3 protein-coding genes and 4 pseudogenes are annotated in these 4,116 nt (G+C 69.5%); 3 read left to right on the plus strand and 4 right to left on the minus strand.

From position 1 onward, the window contains the following. Nucleotides 1-389, minus strand: a pseudogene (locus IG54_RS0136910) (IS5 family transposase); the annotation flags it as partial. Between the two features lie 165 nt (nt 390-554). Here IG54_RS0136910 and IG54_RS0136915 point away from each other — a divergent pair. Next, entirely contained in the window at nt 555-863 is a 309-nt protein-coding gene (locus IG54_RS0136915) for a DUF7677 family protein (protein WP_030795464.1), read from the plus strand. A gap of 69 nt (nt 864-932) precedes the next feature. On the opposite strand, the pseudogene IG54_RS43380 reads toward IG54_RS0136915, so the two are convergent. The 3 genes and pseudogenes from IG54_RS43380 to IG54_RS38855 all read right to left on the minus strand — a co-directional run. Next, a pseudogene (locus IG54_RS43380) lies at nt 933-1,022 on the minus strand (IS5/IS1182 family transposase); the annotation flags it as partial. Between the two features lie 35 nt (nt 1,023-1,057). Next, a pseudogene (locus IG54_RS43945) lies at nt 1,058-1,164 on the minus strand (IS5/IS1182 family transposase); the annotation flags it as partial. Nucleotides 1,165-1,813: 649 nt separating this feature from the next. Beyond that, on the minus strand, nt 1,814-2,035 hold the full coding sequence (locus IG54_RS38855) for a hypothetical protein (protein ID WP_037898451.1): 222 nt from the start codon (nt 2,033-2,035) through the stop codon (nt 1,814-1,816). 423 nt (nt 2,036-2,458) lie between these two features. On the opposite strand from IG54_RS38855, the gene mobF reads away from it, so the two are divergent. After that, nucleotides 2,459-3,898 carry a MobF family relaxase gene (gene mobF / locus IG54_RS39585; protein ID WP_234336485.1) on the plus strand — a complete coding sequence of 480 codons (1,440 nt, stop codon included), beginning with the start codon at nt 2,459-2,461 and terminating at the stop codon, nt 3,896-3,898. Between the two features lie 28 nt (nt 3,899-3,926). Next, a pseudogene (locus tag IG54_RS43385) lies at nt 3,927-4,116 on the plus strand (hypothetical protein); the annotation flags it as partial.

Raw genomic sequence — 4,116 nt, forward strand, 5'->3', positions numbered from 1 at the left:
TGCGCGGTCGACTGGGCTGGGCCCGCTTTTGGGCCCCGTCGGGCGGCCCGCACGTGCGAGGAGTCGATCACCGCTCGCTCCCAGTCCAGCTGGTTCTTCGACCGCAGCTCGTTCAGCAGCAACTGGTGGAGCTGGTCCCAGACGCCGGCCTCGTTCCAGGCCGCAAGGCGCCGCCAGCAGGTCATGCCCGAGCCGAAGCCGAGCTCCTGGGGCAGATACTCCCACTGGATGCCGGTGTGCAGAACGAACAGGATCCCGCACAGAGCCTGCCGGTCCGGCACCCGCGGTCTGCCCTCGACCAGCTTAGGACCCGGCTTCGGCAGCAACGGCTCGACCAGCGCCCACAGTTCGTCTGACACGATCCACGGCCGCGACTCACGGTTTCCCATACCCAGACCTACGAGACAGCAGGCCTAGAGTCTCATGATCAGCAGCTTTTGTTAGAGCCTTTAAAAGCTGTACCGGAACCATCCGCGCCACTCCCCAGGACCTCGGCGCCCCCAAAGGTAGGGGTCAAGGATCACTCCGCAAAGACTCGGACTAGATTCCTTGGTATGTCTTCGCATCTCAGTCACGGCGCTTCGGGCGCCCTGCGACGCTTCGCCGGATGGATTGCTCGCGGGTCGGTGGGCCATCCGATGCTGGACGGGATCGATTACTGGGAAGAGCTGCGCGAGTCGCCCTCCCAGATGGAGATCTGCGTCGCGATCTTCGCCAACGTCCTCAAACTGGACGAGCAGGGCGAACCGGTCAATGAGAAGTACGCGGAGCGCCGGGCTGCAACCTATCTCTACAGCTACTGCACCGGGAAGCTGCCTCCCGGGGAGCCGGAAATCGAGCCCTGGGAGTGCGAACTCTATTGACCGTCGCCGTGCGACGCCGTTCGGGCCAGGTTGGCCCGTCCGCAACCCTGGGCCCCTGCATGGGGTGGGCTATCCGGTGAGGGCACGGTTGTGCAGGCGGGCGATGCCGTGAATCGCGTGCTGCACTTCATCGCCTCTCGGGCGGCAGCCGCGCAGGATCAGCGGGTTCGTCAAGGTTGTGCGTCAGTACGTGGCAGCAGCACCCGGCCCTCCAACGACAGCTCCCACGGCTGGCCCGGCCCAGAGAGTCGGCATTCTTGCGACGCAGCACGGTCACCAACTTGCCGAAGGCGCGAGGACTTCCAAACGCGAGGAGGCCCGTACACGCTGTGCGTGTACGGGCCTCTGATCGAGCGCCGGGCTTCGCCGCCTACGGCCTGAGCCCTGAGCAGGTAGCAGAGCTACGAGCGTGAGCCCTGGCCTGGGCAGGCGACCTTGATATCCGCCTCCACGACGCGGAAGATCCGCACGGAAACTGACCTGCAGTCAAGAAGACGACGAAGAAAGCCCAAGCTACGAAGCCTGGCGGCCAAGAAGCGCGGCGCCTGACTCTCTCCATCACCGGCAGGCGGTTATGCGCATGTGCTGACGAAGCGCACGTTCGGGCCACACTGCTCCCGCACGGGCGCCGCGCACCACTGGCACAACGGCGCGCCGCCGCGCCCGTACTTGTGTGTCTTGTCGACGGCACATGGCGCACGGGCCGACCTGTTCACCGGGGCAGGCCAGCGCGGACGGGCCCGGCTCGGATACGGCGGGTGCCGAGGTCGTCATGATCTGGGTCCTGTTTCTGGAGGCAGCACAGTGTCAGGGGCCACCGCCAGCTTACGAACAGTGGCACGCATGTACGAGTCGCGTCGGCTGGGCAGGCTGTGCCCGCCCTGCCAGGTTGTCGGGTCACGGAGAACCCAGACCAGTCGGCCGTGCTCCAGAGGGGCCGGGTCTTTCGTTCAGGGGCCGGTGAGGATGTCGTGGGTGCCGATGCGGCGCCAGATGACGTGGGGGGTGCCGGGACGGTGCTCGGGTCCGTACTCCCATGTGGCGCGTCCTGCGGGGCCGGTGCCCATGGACCAGGTGAGTTCGTAGATGCCGGACGCTCGTTGGACGCGCTTGACGCGGAGGCCGGCGCGGAAGCGGCCTCCGGTGCGCAGGTCCTCGACGAAGGCCGCCACGGTCTTGCGGAAACGGTGGCGCTGTTCTGGGGGTGAGGCGGTCCAGGTCGGCGGCGAAGCGCGGCAGGGTCTCGTAGGTCGGCACGTCGGTCCTCCAGGCAGCAAGATGCCCCCGGCGTTGCCGGGGGCGGAGAGTGGGTGACGTGGTGCAGGGGGCGGCGTCTTGGGCCGCTGGGTGGGGGAGCGGTACGTAGATGTGCACTGGTTGGCGTTGAAGTCGCCTGTTGACGGTTTCCGGTGCTTGTGAGGCGTGTGTGGCGGGGGTGCCGCGCAGCATTTACATGGCCCTGGTGGTGTCCGCCGGGCGGGCACGGTGGCGCTGCGAACGCCCGCCGGGCGGGATCGGCCGTGAAGTGCTGGTGAACCCTCCCGCCGCACGGGATCGCGCTTTTTCGCAGGTCAGAGCCGGTGTGTGCTGTGGCGATGCCGAGTGTCGCGAAGATCCAGAGGCGTAACGCGCGGCGGTACTACCTACGCGGAGTCGCGTTCGGCGACGGCCGCCGCCCGGTCGGGCAGTCGTTGAAGGACGCCCAGGAGCTGGCCGGGCTGCCACCGGGACGGTGGCTCGGGCGCGGTCTGTGCGCGCTGGGGCTCACCGAGGGAGGCCAGGTGTCCGAGCGTCAGCTGGAGCTGCTGTTCGGCGAGGGCCGGCACCCGGACGCCGACCGCATCGAGCGCGGCCTCCTGGACGACGGCGTCGACGCAGCCACGGCACGCCGACTGACGGTGCTGGGGCAGCCGATCGAGGAGATCGAGGCGCGCAAGCAGACGCCGCTGCTCGGCATGGACTTCACCTTCCGGCCGCAGGCGTCACTGGTCGTGCTGTGGGCACTGGGTGATGCCACCGTGCGCCGGGTCATCCAGCGGGCCCACGAGCGGGCCGTCGCCACGGCGCTGCGCTGGCTGGAGGATGAAGTTGCCGAGACTCGGTGGGCGTCCGGCCGCGGCCGCGCGAAAACACCCGCGCTCGTGGTCGCCGCCTTCCGGCACATCGACAACCGCGACGGACTGCCGCTCCCGCACGAACACTGCCTGATTTTCAACCGCGTTCGGCGCCTGGGCGCCAACGGCGAACCGGTCTGGGGAGCTCTGGACACCTACCGTCCCTACCAGAACGTGGTGGCCGCCGGGACGCTCTACACCCTGGCGATGACGACCGAGGTGTGCGAAACCCTGGGGCTGGCGACCGTACCGCGCGAAGTCACGCCCGGCCTGCGTCCGGTCATGGAAATCGCCGCAGTGCCCGAGGACCTCAGCAACTGGTCGGCGTCACGCCGCCAGCGCATCGAGGACGCCCTGGAGGTGCTCACCGACCAGTACGTGAAGAACCACGACCACCTGCCAGGCGAGCGCGGCCGTCACCAACTGGGCTGGTGGGCGGCGCAGGAGACCCGGCCCGCGAAGAAGAAGCCAAAGCCGCTCGCGCAGCTGCTCGCGTGGTGGCGCGCCTCCGCGATCCTCCGCTTCGGCCAGCAGCTCATCGACGGCCTCCTGGACAGGTGCCGGTCAGCCGGAGCGGCGATCCGGGCGCGGGTGAATCCCACCGTGGACGTGGCGCTGGCCGCCGTCGACGTCGCCGCGGTCGTCTTCACCGTGCGCGAGAAGTTTGCCTGGCGCCACATCCTGGCCGAAGCGCGCCGGCATCTGCTGGAGACGCTGCGCGGCCGCGAGTTCACCCGCGGCCTGGACGACTACATCGCCCACCGGGCCCTGCTGCGGTGCTCCCGCCGCCACACCGTCACGAAGCCCGGCCGGGAAGCGCCGGCGGCGGACCGGATGACCTATACCGCCGACTTCCCGGTGCCGCACCGGTGGTGGATCGCTCCCGCCGAAGGCACGCCGCCGCGGGAGTCCAGCCGCTAACGAGGGTGCCCGGGTCGCCAGCCTTGCCGTGCAGAACGCGATCCGCGACGCCCGCATCCGAGCCGACACCGCCGTCACCGAGGCGACGGCCTCGGCCGTCTCCGCACCCGCCGATCACCGCGACCCCGAGGGCGAGACGGCGTCCGCTCCCCACGCCGTCGACCACCCGGGCCGGGACGCCGCCCTGACCCTGGCGCAGCGGGTCGCCGCCGTCCAGG

The organism is Streptomyces sp. NRRL S-920, from assembly GCF_000717945.1.
Lineage (GTDB): Bacteria > Actinomycetota > Actinomycetes > Streptomycetales > Streptomycetaceae > Streptomyces > Streptomyces alboniger.